Genomic DNA, 16,153 nt, shown 5'->3' on the forward strand with positions numbered 1-16,153 from the left:
CCCATAGGCTGCCGCATGTCCCACCTTCATCTCCCCGCTCTATTCCACTTCCTGCTTTGCCCGATAACCGTCGCGCGCAATGATTTCATACTTCAGCGCCTTATGCTTCTCGTCCTGGAAGCGCAACGGCTTCCCCTCGTCATCCACGAGTTCCACGCGCAGTTTGCGATACGTGCCATCCTGCTTCGCGTCCGTCGGGTGGTACACAAGCTGGTACTTCGACCGGATCGCCTTGTTGATGTCCGAGAAAATATCCGGCATCTCCCCCACAAATCGCGGCTGAAAGAACATCCCGCCGGTCATCTTGGCAAAAGTTTTCATCTCGTTATCCGCTTGCAGATAATCGATATCCCGCATCTGTTGGTTGAATCCCGGGCCCCCCTCCGTCATCGCCCGCAATGCGCCGCCCGTCGAAATCGCAAAGATCGTGATATCCGGCGTAGTCTTCACCTTCTTGTAGATCTGGTCCAGCGTGAGCTTCGAGAAAGTGTCGCGTCCTGACGCGATCAGGATGATGTACTTGTGTCCGTCGATCCGGCTCAACCGATCTTCTGCTTCATACAGCGCGTCGAAAAGATTCCGCTCCGTGAATCCCGGAATCACCAGCGACTGGATCGCATTCAAGAGCTGGCGCTTGTCCTGCGTGAAATCCAGCCAGATTTGCGTGCGCATATCGAACGTCATCAGCGCGACGTAATCCTGCGGCCGCAGCTGCTGCGCAAACTCCCACGCCGCATTCTGCATATCATAAAGAAATTGGTAGGTATAGTTGCTGTTTGAAAACTCGCACAACAACAAAGCCGTGATCGGCGCCTCCACCCGCTTGAATCCTGTGACCTTCTGCTCCACGCCATTCTCATACACTCTGAAATTCGAGGGCTTCAGCCCCGGCACAAACTGGCCAGTCTTTTCCAGCAGCACCCCCACATCCACCGACACCTCGGGAACATTCACCCGGAGCGAATAGTCCCCCGCTCCCTCCGGATTCTTGAATTTCGGTTGAGCTGGTGCGGGCGGCGGCGCGGTCTCCGGCGCATCTTTCTTTTTCGGAAGCGCGATAGCTCCGTTATCTCCCGTTGGGCCACCGGCGTCCGGAGCAGTCTGATCCGGCTTCTGTGCCGGTGGGTTTTGCGGTGCAGGTGGCGTACTCTGTGTCCAGGCAACTGGCGAGAGCGACAGAACCACCAGCAGCAGAAACAAAGCGAAACTGCAACGGCGTAAATCGTAAGGACAATTCGTTGGCATGACGGCCTCTATCTTCACAGCATAGGGATAGCCCGAAGGAATCGGCAAGCAAAGCAGTACATCCGCGAATACAACCTTCAGCTTCGGGCGTCAAAACCTTAGCGCATGACAATTGGAAAGAACACGCAATCTCGCAGACCGATGCGGCTCCGGTTTAATCTTATAGACGTGAACTCCTGCCATAAGGCATTCCCGACCCCGATTCGAACGCTCGTCCGAATCCTGGGGCCGGCCCTGTCCCCCATCCTCGCCGCCTTCCTTCTCGCCGCCGCAGCTCTTCCCGCCCAAATCCCACCCCCCTCCCCTCCCCCCTCCGGCGAGGGCTTTTTCCCGCTCAACCAGGTGCATCGCGGCCAGATAGCCACAGCCTGGACCGTCTTCACCGGTACCAAACCCGAGCCCATGCAGGTTGAAATCCTCGGCGTTCTGCGCGGGGCACGCGGCCCCGGCCAGGACATGGTCCTCGCCCAGCTACGCGGTGCCAAGCCTGAATACACGGGCGTCGTTGCCGGCATGAGCGGCAGCCCCGTCTACATCGGCAATAGGCTCCTCGGCTCCCTCTCCTACCGCATCGGCCAGTTCGCCAAAGACCCCATCGCCGGCATCACGCCCATCGCGCAAATGCTCGAAGTCAAGGACATGCCGGTCAACACCCAATGGGCCTCGGCATCGCCCGCATCCCCGCTCGCACAAACAGAGACAGGTCTATCCTCCGGCAGCATGACGTTCCAAGCCATGGAAACTCCACTCGTCATGAGCGGCTTCCGCCCCGAAGCCATTCGCCTCTGGCAAAAGGAAATGGCCGGAACCGGCCTCGACATCATCGCCGCCGGAGGTGGCAGCGGCTCCTCCAGGCCCGATGCCGCCGGTTCTTTCGACACCATTTCGCGCTCCGCCATTGCCAGCGTCGTTCCCGGCTCTGCAGTCAGCGCCCAGCTTGTCCGAGGCGATCTTGAGATTTCGGCCACCTGCACCGTCACTTACGTCGATCCCAAACAGCTTCTCGCATGCGGTCATCCAATTCTCCAGGCCGGGTCTGTCTCTCTGCCCATGACCACCGCGGAGGTTGTGGATACTCTCGCCTCGCCGCTCAACGCATTCAAGATCATCAACACCGGCGACCCCATCGGCACCTTCACCGACGATCGCGATTCCGCCATTCGTGGAGTGCTCGGCATTAAGCCGCACATGATCCCCGTCCACATCACCGTCCACGGTGAGGGCGCTGACCGCAAGCTCAACATCGAAGTCGTTGACCTTCCTTCACTCACCCCGCAGGCCGTCCTGGTCTCGCTCTACGACGCTCTGCTTGAAAACAATCAGAGCGGCCTCGAAACCAGCTATCACGTCACCGGCAGCGTCAACATCGAAGGCTATCCGCCATCGCCTCTCGATCTCTGGGCCCCCGCCGGAGACCAGGTCTCCGCGCAGCTTTCCGCCGCCGTGCAGACCGACCAAACTTTCGCCCAGCTCTACGCAAATGGTGCGCGCCAGGGCGCTATCAAGGCCATCGACCTCGACGTCGACTCCATTCCCCGCCGTGCTCAAGTCGAACTCGAAACCGCCCGCATCGACTCCGGCAACATCGTCCACGCCGGCGACACCGTCGTCGTGGAGGCCACACTGAGGCCGTGGCAGCAGCCAGAGCGGAACATCCGCATTCCCATCGCTCTGCCCCCGCAACTTCCCGCCGGACCCATCCGCCTTCTCGTCTCCGATGCCGGAACCCTCGACCGCGCTCTCAATCCTCCGCTCATCTCCAATCGCACCGTCGACCTCGATACCGCCCTGGCCCAGGCGCAAAACCACCACGCCGCCGATCGCGTCTTCGTCAGCCTACTGCTCCCCGACGCCCAGGCCGGCGTCGATGGCCATACCCTCTCCACGCTCCCACTCTCGATGGCCAATGCTTTCGAGCCACTGCGCTCCGCAAGAGATGTCACCCTCAACGGTGAGTCCGCCGTGGTCGCCGGCGATTCTCCCGCGGGCGGCGTGCTCAGCGGATTTCAAATCCTCAATCTGCACATCGAGCCCGGCGGCGGTTTAGACTAGACTTAAACTGCACCGCTTACGTAAATCTGTCGCACTTGTTTGGCCCGGCTATCCGGCCCCTTTTTGCGACCCCCAGCGAGGACTGCGGAACCACCATGGCCTTAATTCAAGGACTAGCAGCTCACGCAGCGGGCGCCGAGCTTTTGCCTTTTCGCTATGACCCAGGCGATCTGGGCTTGCAGGAAGTCGAAATCGGCATCACCCACTGCGGCATCTGTCATAGCGACCTCCATCTCATTTCAAACGACTGGGGCATCAGCCAGTATCCCTTCATCCCAGGGCACGAAATCATCGGGACCATCACTGATGCAGGTTCGCATGTGAAGTCACTGAAGGTCGGCCAGCGTGTCGGCCTCGGATGGCAGTCCAACTCCTGCGGCGAGTGCGAGTGGTGCAGCCGCGGACTTGAAAACCTGTGTCCCTCGATGGAAGCCACCTGCGTCCATCGCAATGGCGGATACGCAAACAACGTCCGCGCCAATGCCCGCTTCGTGATGCGTATTCCCGACGAGCTTTCGAGTGAACACGCCGCTCCCCTTCTCTGTGGCGGCATCACCGTCTACAGCCCGCTGCGCGACCACGGCGTCAACCCATCATCCCGCGTAGGCATCGTCGGAATCGGCGGCCTTGGACACATCGCCATCCAGTTCGCGCGTGTCTTCGGTGCAGAGGTCACCGCCTTCTCCACTTCAACTGGCAAAGAGGAAGAAGCTCGTGCCCTCGGCGCGCATCACTTCGTGCATTCACGCGAATCGAAATCGATGAAAGAAGTCGCCGGCTCGCTCGATTTCATTCTGAATACCGCGAATGCCGACCAGGATTGGAACGTCTACATCCAGGCACTCCGGCCCACCGGCACGCTTTGCTTTGTCGGCGTGCCTCCGTCGCCCGTATCCCTGCAGGCTTTTCCCCTGATATCCGGAATCCGCGCTGTCACCGGTAGCCCCATCGGAAGCCCGCAAAAAATGCGCGAAATGCTCGACGTAGCGGCCCGTCATGGTGTCAAGGCGACTACAGAAACCTTCGTCATGGCCAGGGCCAACGAGGCCATCGAAAAAGTCAAAAAGAACAAAGTCCGCTACCGCGCGGTCCTAGCCAACTAAATTTCAATGGGCGCCTCCAGGGCGCCCATTGAAATTTCTGCTCACCGCATCTTCGCCGGCAACTATTTCGCTTCCGCGGCGACAGGCCTGTGCGATTTCAGCCCTTCCGAAACACGCAGCAACAGATCCTGCGGATGCAGCGGCTTGTTGAGCAACGTGAAGTAATGACCATCCGCGCGCGCGCTTGCCAGCAGATCGGCCGTCGAAGCCTGCCCTGAGAAAAGAATGATCTTGCAATCTGGGAAAATGCGCCGCACCGTAATCGCGAGTTCGATACCCGTCATGCCTGGCAGAACGACGTCGGTGATCAGCATCTCCGGTGGCATCATAAGCGCAGTCTCCAGCGCGCTGTCGCCATCGTATTCAGCCACTCCCGTGTAGCCGCTGCGCGTCAGAATCTCAGCCAGCGTGTCGGCAATCACGCTCTCGTCATCGACAACCAGGACCACCGGACGATACCCGTTGGCATTATTTCCATCAATGCTCGCGGGAACATCCTCGAGCCGAACAGTGGGGAAATTCTTGTTCTTGCTCACTTGTTTTTCACCTCTGAAATTACCCTAGCACCTTTTATTGTGTACGGGCTAACTCTTTGAAATCACGGCCTAAATGCCTATAAGGTTGAGAGTTATAGGACATCCCTACACTATCTCTAGGTATTCTGCGACATACGAATTTCTTCCTTATGAATTCCTCACAAAGCTTGACTTTCAATACCGGCTTAGTATTAGGATACTTTTACGATGGTTTAGCCGTACGTTAAGAGCACGTTTCCAGAACGGCAAAGAGAAACAGACCGCGAGGGTACATGCATGTCCACTAACCCAAATTCCGACACTCCTCCGATGAAGTATCAGTCGATCAAGCAAGTCGACGTCCCGAAAGGAAGAGACGGCAAGCACAAACAAATCGTCACGCAGCTCCTGAGCGACATCGAGCAGTTGGAAGATGATCGCGCCCTCCAGATTCCTCTCTCGGCATTGCCCGACAGCAAGGAAAACATCCGCTCGGCTCTGAATCGCGCCACACACCAGAGGGGCATTGAAGTCGCGACGTCAAGCGATGCGGAGTTCCTGTACATCTGGAAAACTTCAAGCACCGCTTCCTGATCCAATCCCGCGAGTTCTCTTGACGGCTGGGCAAAACAAAACTTCGGTGCGCATCGACAAGTGGCTTTGGGCTGCGCGTTTCTTCAAGACGCGCGCCCTTGCTTCGAAAGCCTGCGACCTTGGCCGCATCCGTTCCAATGAGGTCGAAGCCAAGCCTGCCCGCGATGTTCGCGTCGGCGACATGCTGCGGATTCGCAATGAGGGCGGCGAGTTTTATATCGAAGTCCATCAACTGAGCGATATCCGAGGTCCCGCCGCCGTGGCGCAAAACCTCTACCGCGAAACTGAAGCCAGCAAGGAACAGCGTCAGCGCGAAGCCGCCGAGCGCAAAGCAATGCAGCAATACGCCCCTTTGCCCGACCGCCGTCCCTCCAAGCGCGATCGTCGCCGCATCGTCCAATTCCGCAGCGGCCAATAAGCTCTCGACATTGGGCCGCCCCTCCCGTCGTTTTGACGGGGCACGGCTCGAGGAGCCCTCTGGGTCGCGTGCCGTAGGAAGTCGTTTTGAAAGGGCACGGCTTTAGCCGCGCCGTAGGCGGCGCAATATCATCGTCGGCTTCAGCCGCTGAGGGACGTCCTCTCGGCGATTCTTCAGCCCGCCTCCTGCTCCCCACCGCTCAGCTTTAGTAGACTCAACATCAGAATGTTTGCTGTGAAATCCCCATCCCTCTGCCGCTTCGTCCTCGTTGCATTCGCCGCACTTTTCCTCGTTCACACCCTCAACGCCCAAGGCACCCATCTCTGGACCCAATCCCGCATCGAGGACTTTGAAAAAGGCACGCCGCAAGGCGTCTCCATCGGCAGCAGCGGCTACCTGCGCGAAGGTCCCGGACTCACCGACATCCTCACCACGCCCTCCACCTTCGTATGGTCCGTTGCCGTCGACAAGAATGGCACGCCCTACCTCGGAACCGGCTCGCCCGCCACCGTTCTGCGCGCAGGCACGCAAAAAGATTCCAAGCCATTCACCCTCTTTGAATCGCGCGACGTCAGCGTGCAGGTTGTGCGCATCGACCCCGACGGCTCCCTCTACGCCGCCACCGTTCCCGGCGGCAAGGTCTACAAGCTCAATCCCAGAGCAACCGCAAAGCAGGACGAAGCCAGCGCGAAAGTCATCTTCGACGCAGCTAAAGCGGATGGCGCCACTACGGAATTGAAATCGACCCGTGAATCAAAATCCCACTACATCTGGGACATGACCTTTGACGCCGCCGGAAAGCTCTACATCGCCGTCGGAGGCCCCGGCGCAATCTATCGCATCGATCCCGCGAATCCCGACGCTAAACCTGAATTGTTTTTCAAAAGCGACGAACAACATATTCGCGCTCTCGCCTGGGACGCAAAAGGAAATCTGATCGCCGGCTCCGACGGCTCCGGCCTCGTCTATCGCATCAGCCCGCAGGGCAAAGGCTACGTACTCTTCGAAGCCCCGCGCCGCGAAATCACCTCCGTCGCCGTAGCCGCCAACGGCACGATCTTCGCCGCCAGCGTCGGCGACAAAAGCCGCAATCCTCTGCCCCCTCTCGCCGTGCAGGGCGTCGGCTCCGTCACCTTCACCATCGTCCAGCCGGGCTCGCTGCAGGCCGCCAACGCCAGCACCTCCACGCCGGAAGGCACAGAGATCTACGCCCTCGCGCCCGACCAGGCTCCGCGCAAAATCTGGTCCAGCAAAGACGACATTGTCTACGCCCTCGCTGCGCAATCAAGCGGCCTGCTCGCCATCAGCGGCAATCGCGGTCACATCTTCCGCATTCAGCAGAACGGCGACTACGCCGACATCGCGCACGTCGAAGCGCAGCAGGGCCTCAGCCTCGCCGAAGATCGCGGCAACTCCGTCCTCATCGGTACCGGCAACACCGGCAAGCTCTACTCGCTCGGCAAATCCGAAACCCACGAGTACGCCAGCGATGTCCTCGACGCCGGAGCATTCGCCCGCTTCGGCCGCATCGAAGTCGACCCCGATTCTGCGAACTACGAAATCCTCACCCGCACCGGCAACGTCGAGCAACCGCAGCGCGGTCGTGGCGATTGGGGCTGGTCCGATTGGCAACCCGTCAAGGACAATGCCATCCAATCGCCCTCCGGCCGCTTCCTCCAGTGGAAAGCCGTCCTCCACACCGGCGGCAAACTCTCCGGCGTCGGCGTGAATTATCTCCCCGTCAACGCCGCACCTGAGATCGACGATCTTGTCGTCGTCCCCGGCGCACGCCTCAATCCGCAGACCTCGAATCCCACCCAGCAGCAAACCGTCAATATCAACTTCCCCTCCGCAAACCAGTCCATGGTGATTCCTGTCGATACCGGCAGCACCAGCTCTCCGCTTCCAGCCGTCAAAGACCGCACCGCTGTCACCGTTCGATGGGCCGCCCACGATGAAAATGGGGACGACCTCGTCTACTCGCTCTACCTCCGCGGCGACGGCGAACACGATTGGCACCTGCTTAAAGACGACATCGCCGACAAAGCCTACAGCTTCGACGCCGCACTCATACCCGACGGCGGCTATCGCGTCAAGGTGGTTGCGTCGGACTCGCCCTCGCATAGCCCCGGCGAAGCTCTCTCCGGCGCCAAGGAAAGCGAGCGCTTCGAAATCGACACCACGCCTCCCGTCGTCAGCGATCTGCACGCTGAACTAGCCCTGGCAAAGTGCGCGCAAGCCCCTTGCCCCGCTCCAGTGCATGTAACCTTCGATGCAGAGGACGCAGCCTCGCCCATCTCCCAGGCCGAGTACGCGCTCGATGCTGGTACATGGCAATACATCGACCCCGTTGGCAAGCTCTCCGATTCAAAGCGCGAGCACTACGACATCGAAATTCCGGCCAACGCCCTCGAAGGCAAAACCGGCGAACATCTCCTCACCGTGCGCGTTTACGATCGCCACGACAACATTGGCGTAGCCAAAACCGTCTTCGGCTCCTCTGGAACAAAGTAAGACACGATGCGATTTGAACTCTATGTCGCGGCCCGCTATCTCAAAGCCAAACGGCGACAGGCCGTCGTCGGCGTAGTCACCGCCATCTCAATCGCCGGAGTTGCCGCCGGAGTGGCCGCCCTCATCATTGCCCTCGCCATCACCAACGGCATGCAGCGCGACCTGCAGGATCGTCTCGTCGACTCCAGCGCCCACGTCCAGCTCATGCGCGTAAAAAACGATGGCATCCGCGACTGGCAGCCTCTCCTCGCGCGTCTCTCCAAGCTTCCCCACGTCGTCGCCGCCGCACCCGAACTCGACGAGCAAGTCGTCGTCACCCACGGCGCCCGCGAAGGCTACGCACTCGTTGAAGGCATCGTCCCCGCGTACGAAAAAAACGTCAGCAAAGTCCTCACCGGTGCCTCACCCGAAGCAATAGAAGCCCTTGAACCTCCGAGCGAAACCGCGTCGCCATCAGGCCCCACAGACCGCCCCCTCATCCTCGGCAAAGATCTCGCCGACTCCATCGGCGCCACCATCGGCGATTCTGTAACCCTGATCAGCCCGCAAGGCGACCTTACCCCGCTCGGCATGGTTCCCAATGTCGTCCATTTCCGTCTCGCAGGCACCTATCACACCGGCTTCTTTCAGTACGACCAGGCATGGGGCTTCATGCGCCTCGCCGATGCCCAGCGCCTCTACGATGAACCCGACCTCGTATCCGTCATCAGCTTCAGAGTCGACAACCTCAACAACGCTCCCCAGATTGCGAAACAGATCGAACAAGCCGCCGGCCCCGGCTTTCAGACCACCAACTGGAAAGACCAGAACAAAGAACTGTTCCGTGCCTTGGCACTTGAACGCATCGTCACCTTCATCGTCATCACCCTCATCGTGATCGTTGCCGCCCTCAACATCCTCATCGCGCTCACCATGATGGTCATGGAGAAAACCCGCGACATCGCCGTCCTCATGAGCTTCGGCGTCGATCCGGGACAAGTGCGCCGCATCTTTTTGCTGCAAGGCCTTCTCATCAGCGTCGTCGGAACCGCGCTCGGCCTCATCCTCGGCTACATTGGCGCGTGGGCTGGCAGCCAATACCACGTCCACCTCTCGCCCGACGTCTACGCCATCGACACGCTTCCCTTCGCGCCCCGCGCGCTCGACGGCCTCCTCGTCTCCGCCGTCTCCATCAGCATCTCCCTCCTCGCCACCCTCTACCCCTCATCTACCGCCGCAAGTATCCGCCCCGCCGAAGCCCTCCGCTACGAATAACTATCCCCCGGCAGACTCAGCACCATCTCGTACTGCTTGATCGTCGCGTCATTCGGATAAACCTCCATCTTCCCCGTCATCCGAAAACCCAGCCGTTCATAGAACGCGATCGCCCCATGATTCACGCTCGTCACCATCAGCTTCACATCGCGCATCCCGCGCCCTCGCGCCCACTCCACAACAGTCTCAATCAAGCGCCGCCCTACACCCTCGCGCCGAACCTCCGGCGCTACCCACATCGAAACCACCTGCGCACGGAGAGGATCGAGTTCCTCGGCAAAACTGAATACCATCCCGCATCCCCGATCCCCATCAAACGCCAGAAATCCCGCCGACCCGCCGCTGCTCCAGCGCATCGCACGCTTCTTCCACTCCTCATCCGGAAACGCCGCTTCCTTCGCATACGTGCTTGAGAAAGCCGTCGGCGCCTCCTGCAACGCGCGCAGCCGCACGTCCTTGAAGACAAGGGCGCTCCCCAGTGAAATGCGTTCAATCGCGATCAATTGAGCTCCGCAAAAAGGATGAATCTACTGCGGCGTGATAATTCCTGCCAGCGCATGACGTTGCGGCAACACAATCCCGCGATGATCCACTTCCGCTGGCGCAGCCTTCGCTCCCGAAGCCGGCAACTCCGCCCGTTCCATCAGCGCCCCGCCGCACGCCGGACACCAGTCCGCCTTCGAGTCCGCCCCCAGCACCGCATGGCAATGCGTACAGACCCGTTCCATAGATCCAGTTTACTCAATGTCCGCACGACCACCGGACAGTGGAACTCAATGCCCTAACAAACTATTCTTATACGCGCTATATTCCGCAAACTCTCCCCGCTGCACTGGAGTCCCCCTCTTCACATGCTCCGCAATTCCAGTCGCCCACTTCCGGATAAAATCCCAGTCGCGAATATCCGAAACCGGAACCTTCCTCATGGGATTCCCCGGCAGCTTCATCGCCAGGTTGAGCGGAAACGGCAGCTTCAAATGTCGTGGATCGAAACTGCCTCCCATCACGCGCACATCCGCCGCATTGAGCCACGGAAACTTCGTCAGTTCCTTCCGCGCCTGCTCCTCCGCCGTTGCGAAATGCTTGGGTTCGTTCTCCGTCGGTCCCAGAACAAAAATCCACGGGCGCACATTCCCAAGCTCCCGCTTAAACCGCGTAACAAACCTGTGAAACTCCTCCGGAAAATGGCCGACATACAAAGCCGTGCCAATTACTACCGGCGTTTCATCCGCAATCGACTCCACGTTCGCCATCGGCTTCACATCCACCTTCACGCCGGCATCTTCCATTGCCACGCCCATCGCCTCGGCCACATCTTCCGTCGACCCGCTCCTCGAAACATACGCTATCAGCACTTCGGCCTGCATAGGCCCTCCGTCAATGCCAATTCTGCCCCGATTCGCGTCTAAAGGGCGTGCCGACGGTCACATGGTGAAGCACAGTATCCGCCCGTTGCACATCCCGTGGATTTTGAACTGGAACGGTTTAGCCATTCTTCAACTGCGGCATCTCTCGACGGCGTTACGTCTTACGGTTTTGTGCTCCGGAGGGAGCGTGGGGCTTTTTAGCCCCACGAATAACAGCCGTTGGATTGGCGGCCTTAGCCCCGGCTTCTCCTTTCGAGGCTTTATGTGGATTTCTCCTGGAGACAATCCGGCTCCGGGAGAAGAATCGATTCGTTCCAAATTCGAACATCCGTTCCCGGTACACTAACCCTATGCATCCCCCCGTGCGCCTGGTGGCCATCGACATGGACGGCACCCTGCTGCCCACCTTCAGCCAGTCCATCAGCCTCCGCAACGCAAAAGCCCTTCGCGCCGCGCAGCAGGCCGGAATCACTGTCGCCATCGCCACCGGCCGCCGCACCGCTTACACCGCCCCCCTCCTCCATGGCCTTGGCCTCCGAGCGGATATGCCCCTCATCACGTCCAATGGAGCAGTGACCAGGACCCTCGGCGGCGACCCCATCGATCGCTCTCACCTCGAAGCTCGCGTAGCGCGCGGCCTCTGCAGTCTGCTCAGACCCTTTGGGACACTGGTCTTCACCTTCGACCACATCGGTCGCGGCGAACTCATCCTCGAAGACTTCGATCAGGCGCATCACAGGATCTCCCTTTGGGTCGAGGCCAATCGTGATGCCATCGAAGTGGTCAAGCCGCTCGAGAACGCCCTCCCCGATGGCAACGACCCCATCCAGGGCATGGTCACTGGCGGCCTCGACAAAATGCGCCAGGCCGAGAAGGCTCTCAAAGCCAGTGAACTGAGCGCTTCCTGCGAAGCCGTCCGCACCGAATATCCTGCGCGCGATCTCTCCATTCTCGATCTGTTGCCCCCAGGCGTATCCAAAGGATGGGCCCTCCAACGCCTTGCCGCCCGCCTCGGTGTCGATCGCAAAGAGACCATGGCCATCGGCGACAACTGGAACGACGTCGACATGCTCGAGTGGGCCGGCCAGGGCGTCATGATGGCCAATGCCGCTCAGGACCTGCGCACCCTCGCCAAGACCCGCGGATGGAAGCAAACTCCTCCCAATGACGAAGATGGCGTGGCCGTGACTTTGGAGATGGCCGTCGCCCGCCACTCCTCTGATAAAGTCTGAACCAGCCGGAGCAGAGGCCCGGAACGAAAGCCCGGAACGAACCAGAAACAGGAATTCAGCTTTGCATACACGCCTCCAAAGCGCCGCCGCTCTCGCAGCACTCCTGGTCGGGTGCGCATCGCGTCCCGCCCAGTCCGCCGAGCGCGTCAGCCTCACCAACGGCTACGACATCGTTTGCAGTCATCACGCACAAGTCGGCTCCCACATCCGCCTCTACATGGGGCCAGGCGTAAACAGCTACATCGATCGCGCGCCTTCCGACATCGCAAAAATCGAAGCCATCCCCGACCCGCCGCCACCTCCGGCAGACCCGGCCTCCGTCAATCCCCAAACCGAAGCCCCCCTGAGCTCTCTTGATCTCCACGAAATGCTCGCCCGCGCCAGCCAGCAGCATAACCTCGACGCCGACCTCCTCGCCAGTGTCGTCAAGGCAGAGAGTGATGGCAACCCTCGCGCCGTCAGCCGCGCCGGCGCCCGAGGTCTCATGCAGCTCATGCCCAAAACCGCGGCCGAAGTGGGCGTCGACGACAGCTTCCGCCCCGATCAGAACGTGCGCGGCGGCTCCGCCTACCTCAATGAACTTCTCGTGAAGTACCACGACAACATCGCCCTTGCACTAGCCGCCTACAACGCCGGCCCCGCCGCTGTCGACAAATATCACGGTATCCCGCCCTACCACGAAACCCGCGCCTACGTAGCCCGCGTCATCCACGAGTTCAACCGCCGCGTTCTGGCCCGCCAAGCCCACTTCAGTCAGGCCCGCCAAGCCACACAATCCCCCTTCCGCCCTTCCACAACCCGCTAAATCGCCTCCGTTCCCCCGGCTGAAATCGTCATTTCGAGCGACCAACGGCGGGATGCTCGGCCACCGGTCTATGTGGCTGGGGTGAAAGAGGAGTGAGGAACCTGCGGTTGCTTCTTTGCGTGCTCGGCGGCTGAACCCAGAATCTCCGACACCAATGTGGAATAAGCTGATCAGGGCTCTTGCCCATAAGATAGAAACAGATACCGAAACGGAGAGCGCTTGAGCAAACGACAATTGATTCTGGGGTTGGTACTTCTTGCAGCGCTCGTGGCTCTCGCCTTCTACGCACAGCACCGTCACCCAATCAACTGGCACGAGGTCATCGAGCAGTTCGCTCTCGCGAAGTGGAGCTACTTCGGCATCGGCCTGGGCTGCATCTATTTCGCGTACATCTTTCGCGCGACCCGCTGGGCATACCTGCTCCGCCACCACCAAAAGGTAAACCCTCTCTCGCTCGTGGGCTCGCAGGTCATGGGCTTTACCGCTGTTGCTTTGATCGGCCGAGTCGCCGACCCGGTCCGCCCATACCTCACTGCAAAGAAAACTGGGCTATCGATCGCTAATCAACTCGCCGTCTACGTCGTCGAGCGTCTCTTCGACTTTGGCACGATGGCCGTCTTCTTCTCCGTGGCCATGATCGTCATTTTCCGTGATCAAAACGCCAGCTCAAGTCTGCTCGTCCAGTCCACTCATTCCGGCTTCCTCGCGAAATTTGCCGGCCCGCGCATCGCTCAGTACGGAGGCCTTGTCCTCACCCTGTTTGGCGTCCTCTTCCTGGTTCTCGTGCGACTCCTTGGTTCAACAGTGGCCGTCATCATGGACAAATCGCTGAGCCTCATCTCCAAGAATCTCGGACGCATTGTTGGAGAAAAGATTCTGAGTTTTCAGGCCGGCCTCGACACCATCCGGACTATTCCCGACTTCCTCATCGCCGCAGGAACATCGGTCGGTATGTGGACCATCATTGCATTTGCCTATTTCATCACCTTGCGGGGCTTCACCGGCAGTCATGAACTTTCCACAATCCGCTTCTCGCAGACGGTCGTTCTAATGATGATCAGCGGGGGCGCCAGCGTCCTGCAATTGCCAATCCTCGGCTGGTTCACGCAAATCTTCGCCGTCGCAGCCGTCTTGGCCAATGGATTTCAGGTCAGCGCAGAAGCCTCGATGGCCTGCGCGGCAACCCTGCTCCTCGTCACCTTCATCGGCGTCATCCCCATCGGCCTCGTCTGGGCGCAGTTCGACCACATCAGCCTGCGCAAGGTCACCCACGAAAGCGAAGAAGAAGCCGAACACATCTCCGCCGACCCGCCCCCCGCCGCCGCAAACTCAGAGTCTGTTTAAGACTCCAAAATCATCCGTCGTTGCTCACCGTTCACTCTTCACGTGTTCACTTTTTCACTTGTTCACTCTTCACTTGTTCACTGCCCACTGTCCACTGTTCCCTGCTCTACCGGAACAACCCCAGATCAATCGAATCCGCCATCGCCGCATACCCCGCATCCTTCGGGTGCAGATGGTCGCCGCTTTCGTATTGCGGCGCGAACATCAGCGGATTGGCCGGATCGCCCGTCGCTTTATCAAAGTCGATCGCCGCGTCAAATACACCCGAAGTCAGAATCCAGTGATTGAGGGCCTCGCGAATCTGTTCGCCATTCTCAGTAAAGTAACCGGCGCCCTTGTACGCGGTAAGCGTCGCTCCGAATACCTTGATCCCGTGCTCGTGCGCGCGCGCCACCAGTTGCGCAAGCCCCTGCTCCAGATCCTCCGCAGTGAGCTTGTAATTCGGCCGATTGGGCTCGTGCAGCGTACCAATGTCGTTGATGCCCTCCAGCACGATCACATACTTCACACCCGCCTGCGATAGAACATCCCGGTCAAATCGCGCCAGCGCATTCTGCGCGACGCAGTGAATCAGAATGCAGTTGCCCCCGATGCCTTCGTCCAGCACCGCAAGGTCCGCCGTCGCAGGATTATTCTTGAGCCGCACCGCGAGGTAATCCGGCCAGCGATGGTTGGCATTTTCCGTCGACAGCGCGCCATCCGTAATCGAATCGCCATACGCAACCACCGCCGCAGCATGTGCGCTCGCGGGCTCAACGTCCACCGCCTTCAGGAAATACCACGACGGTGTCAGCACCGGCGACGCCAGCGAAGCATCCCGCACATGGTTGCCGGTCTGGATGAAGTTGTCCTGCTGCGCGCTCGAATGCACTGTAACGTCGCTCACCTGCTGCAGCGGGAGGTAGATGCTGATCGCCAGATTGGCGAATGCCGGCGTCGCCATCGCGACAGCGTCCGACACGACTTCGGCGCCCGGCGGAATCACGATCGAAGGCGAACCGCCAAACATGAGATCGTGCAGGGTCGCCGCGTCCACGCTGCTTACCCCAGCACTCAATCCGATCGTCGCGGCATCCACGCGCAGCGGTTCCGTGCCAAACTCATTCGTCAGCCGCACGCGAACTGCGTTGCCGGCAAGCGACGTGTGCACAATCTCGCGCAGCGTTGAATCCACCAGCGTAGGAACCGTGTGCCACGGATCGCCATCGAACGCCGAAGCAGCCCAGGTTCCAACCCAATGCGTGGGGGCAGATTCAGGCGAAGCAGATTGTGCGGAAACAGTGGATGCAGCAAGAAGCAGCAAGACAGCAACACGAAAGCGCATTTTGATGTTGACCCCTTCTTGGCAAATTAAAGAAGGTCCATCATAAACGCCCCATTGACAAAGCGACCAAAAGTCGGCCGGAGCCGGCCAGGACCTTCTGATCGGGTCCATCTGAATTGATTGAATGGCGGATTCAGTTGGGAGCAGGCGATTGGGCGGAGTCGATCACGTAGATTGTCAAGTGCACCTTGCGTGCTTCGAACTTGTGTCCGCTGGTGAGAATATGCCGGCATTCGTTGAACATGGACGTGAGTCCCTGGGACCCCTATTATCCCCCCTCTTAGGGTAAAGGTCTTGTTTACATCTGCTTGCAGACGAGGGTGGCGATAAAGGTCTGTGTGGATTGAGGATCGCTGTAGAGGTTTGTGCGGATTGGACTTAGGTCC

General features: G+C 59.7%; 15 protein-coding genes. 9 read left to right on the forward strand and 6 right to left on the reverse strand.

Annotated elements, in window-relative coordinates:
• Nucleotides 1–39: 39 nt before the first annotated feature.
• Nucleotides 40–1,293: a VWA domain-containing protein gene (locus tag WCA10_RS22990; RefSeq protein ID WP_472824872.1), complete on the reverse strand. Its 1,254-nt coding sequence runs from the start codon at nucleotides 1,291–1,293 to the stop codon at nucleotides 40–42.
• Nucleotides 1,294–1,386: 93 nt separating this feature from the next.
• Between WCA10_RS22990 and WCA10_RS22995 the strand changes: the two genes are divergently transcribed.
• Entirely contained in the window at nucleotides 1,387–3,297 is a 1,911-nt protein-coding gene (locus WCA10_RS22995; protein ID WP_472824873.1) for a SpoIVB peptidase S55, read from the forward strand.
• Between the two features lie 95 nt (nucleotides 3,298–3,392).
• Complete coding sequence (locus WCA10_RS23000) at nucleotides 3,393–4,400, forward strand: NAD(P)-dependent alcohol dehydrogenase (protein ID WP_472824874.1); 1,008 nt, start codon at nucleotides 3,393–3,395, stop codon at nucleotides 4,398–4,400.
• Between the two features lie 62 nt (nucleotides 4,401–4,462).
• Here WCA10_RS23000 and WCA10_RS23005 read toward each other — a convergent pair whose 3' ends face one another.
• Nucleotides 4,463–4,936 (reverse strand): response regulator, encoded by a 474-nt coding sequence (locus tag WCA10_RS23005; protein WP_472824875.1) that lies wholly within the window; start codon nucleotides 4,934–4,936, stop codon nucleotides 4,463–4,465.
• Between the two features lie 276 nt (nucleotides 4,937–5,212).
• Between WCA10_RS23005 and WCA10_RS23010 the strand changes: the two genes are divergently transcribed.
• From WCA10_RS23010 to WCA10_RS23025, 4 genes are all read left to right on the forward strand, one after another.
• Nucleotides 5,213–5,509, forward strand: a complete 297-nt coding sequence (locus WCA10_RS23010; protein WP_472824876.1) for a hypothetical protein — start codon at nucleotides 5,213–5,215, stop codon at nucleotides 5,507–5,509.
• Nucleotides 5,510–5,528: 19 nt separating this feature from the next.
• On the forward strand, nucleotides 5,529–5,927 hold the full coding sequence (locus tag WCA10_RS23015) for an RNA-binding S4 domain-containing protein (RefSeq protein ID WP_472824877.1): 399 nt from the start codon (nucleotides 5,529–5,531) through the stop codon (nucleotides 5,925–5,927).
• Nucleotides 5,928–6,161: 234 nt separating this feature from the next.
• Nucleotides 6,162–8,441, forward strand: a complete 2,280-nt coding sequence (locus WCA10_RS23020) for a hypothetical protein (RefSeq protein ID WP_472824878.1) — start codon at nucleotides 6,162–6,164, stop codon at nucleotides 8,439–8,441.
• A 6-nt stretch (nucleotides 8,442–8,447) separates the two neighbouring features.
• Nucleotides 8,448–9,695 (forward strand): FtsX-like permease family protein, encoded by a 1,248-nt coding sequence (locus WCA10_RS23025; protein ID WP_472824879.1) that lies wholly within the window; start codon nucleotides 8,448–8,450, stop codon nucleotides 9,693–9,695.
• Here WCA10_RS23025 and WCA10_RS23030 read toward each other — a convergent pair.
• The 3 genes from WCA10_RS23030 to WCA10_RS23040 are packed head-to-tail and all read right to left on the reverse strand — an operon-like array spanning nucleotide 9,686 to nucleotide 11,062.
• Nucleotides 9,686–10,198 (reverse strand): GNAT family N-acetyltransferase, encoded by a 513-nt coding sequence (locus WCA10_RS23030; protein ID WP_472824880.1) that lies wholly within the window; start codon nucleotides 10,196–10,198, stop codon nucleotides 9,686–9,688. The genes WCA10_RS23025 and WCA10_RS23030 overlap by 10 nt on opposite strands.
• A 24-nt stretch (nucleotides 10,199–10,222) precedes the next feature.
• Nucleotides 10,223–10,423, reverse strand: coding sequence for a hypothetical protein (locus WCA10_RS23035; RefSeq protein ID WP_472824881.1), 201 nt, complete (start codon nucleotides 10,421–10,423; stop codon nucleotides 10,223–10,225).
• A gap of 45 nt (nucleotides 10,424–10,468) precedes the next feature.
• Entirely contained in the window at nucleotides 10,469–11,062 is a 594-nt protein-coding gene (locus WCA10_RS23040) for a flavodoxin domain-containing protein (protein ID WP_472824882.1), read from the reverse strand.
• 350 nt (nucleotides 11,063–11,412) lie between these two features.
• On the opposite strand from WCA10_RS23040, the gene WCA10_RS23045 reads away from it, so the two are divergent.
• From WCA10_RS23045 to WCA10_RS23055, 3 genes are all read left to right on the forward strand, one after another.
• Nucleotides 11,413–12,294: a Cof-type HAD-IIB family hydrolase gene (locus tag WCA10_RS23045; RefSeq protein ID WP_472824883.1), complete on the forward strand. Its 882-nt coding sequence runs from the start codon at nucleotides 11,413–11,415 to the stop codon at nucleotides 12,292–12,294.
• Between the two features lie 61 nt (nucleotides 12,295–12,355).
• Nucleotides 12,356–13,099: a lytic transglycosylase domain-containing protein gene (locus tag WCA10_RS23050; protein ID WP_472824884.1), complete on the forward strand. Its 744-nt coding sequence runs from the start codon at nucleotides 12,356–12,358 to the stop codon at nucleotides 13,097–13,099.
• 219 nt (nucleotides 13,100–13,318) lie between these two features.
• Nucleotides 13,319–14,443, forward strand: coding sequence for a lysylphosphatidylglycerol synthase transmembrane domain-containing protein (locus WCA10_RS23055; RefSeq protein ID WP_472824885.1), 1,125 nt, complete (start codon nucleotides 13,319–13,321; stop codon nucleotides 14,441–14,443).
• A gap of 106 nt (nucleotides 14,444–14,549) precedes the next feature.
• Here the strand turns inward: WCA10_RS23055 and WCA10_RS23060 are convergent, their stop codons facing one another.
• Nucleotides 14,550–15,767, reverse strand: a complete 1,218-nt coding sequence (locus WCA10_RS23060; RefSeq protein ID WP_472824886.1) for an SGNH/GDSL hydrolase family protein — start codon at nucleotides 15,765–15,767, stop codon at nucleotides 14,550–14,552.
• Nucleotides 15,768–16,153 lie beyond the last annotated feature (386 nt).

The organism is Occallatibacter sp. (assembly GCF_049582745.1).
GTDB lineage: Bacteria > Acidobacteriota > Terriglobia > Terriglobales > Acidobacteriaceae > Telmatobacter.